The sequence below is a fragment of the Desulfamplus magnetovallimortis genome, from assembly GCF_900170035.1.
Taxonomy (GTDB): Bacteria; Desulfobacterota; Desulfobacteria; order Desulfobacterales; family Desulfobacteraceae; genus Desulfamplus; species Desulfamplus magnetovallimortis.
In genome coordinates this window covers 13,205-13,726 of record NZ_LT828571.1, presented here as the reverse complement: position 1 = coordinate 13,726, position 522 = coordinate 13,205, and the positions used below count along the sequence as shown (strand labels likewise).

General features: G+C 34.7%; 1 protein-coding gene. It reads left to right on the top strand.

Translation table 11 applies throughout. The annotated features are described in order from the left end of the window. Positions 1 to 214: 214 nt before the first annotated feature. Positions 215 to 522 (top strand): hypothetical protein (locus MTBBW1_RS28785; RefSeq protein ID WP_186441730.1); only part of this gene is annotated, 308 nt, incomplete at its 3' end.

The window sequence follows — 522 nt, the reverse complement described above, 5'->3', positions numbered from 1 at the left end:
TCGTCCTGTCTGGAGCATTGTGGTCTATATTAATGAATGGTAAAATACTAATTAATACAAATATTATTAGACTGCTACAAGCCTGGGTGGAACTCTATAAAGATGAATTGCTTGCCAACTTGGAAATAGCAATAAGTGCTTAAAATCCATACAAAATTAGTCCACTTTGAGAGATACCCATGTATTCAGGGATTGGGGATATATTGATTGAATTATGATGAGAACACCAGCAGATGAAGGGATGCCCATGAAAAACCCCAAAAAACATGATGCCTTGATGAAATGGTTAATAGCATCATTTACCGAAGAATTTTTTGCACACTATTTTCCCAAAAGATCAATAGGGAAATATACCTTTATAGATAAGGAATTTATCAGCAAATATGAAGCCCTGAAAGAGAGCCTGAAAGATGATCTTTTCCTTGTCATGGAAGTTGAAATAGACAATGTCCTCCATGAAATTGTGATTCAGATTGAAAGCATGAGTAAACGTAAAGATGTTTCGCAACGTATATTTGAATA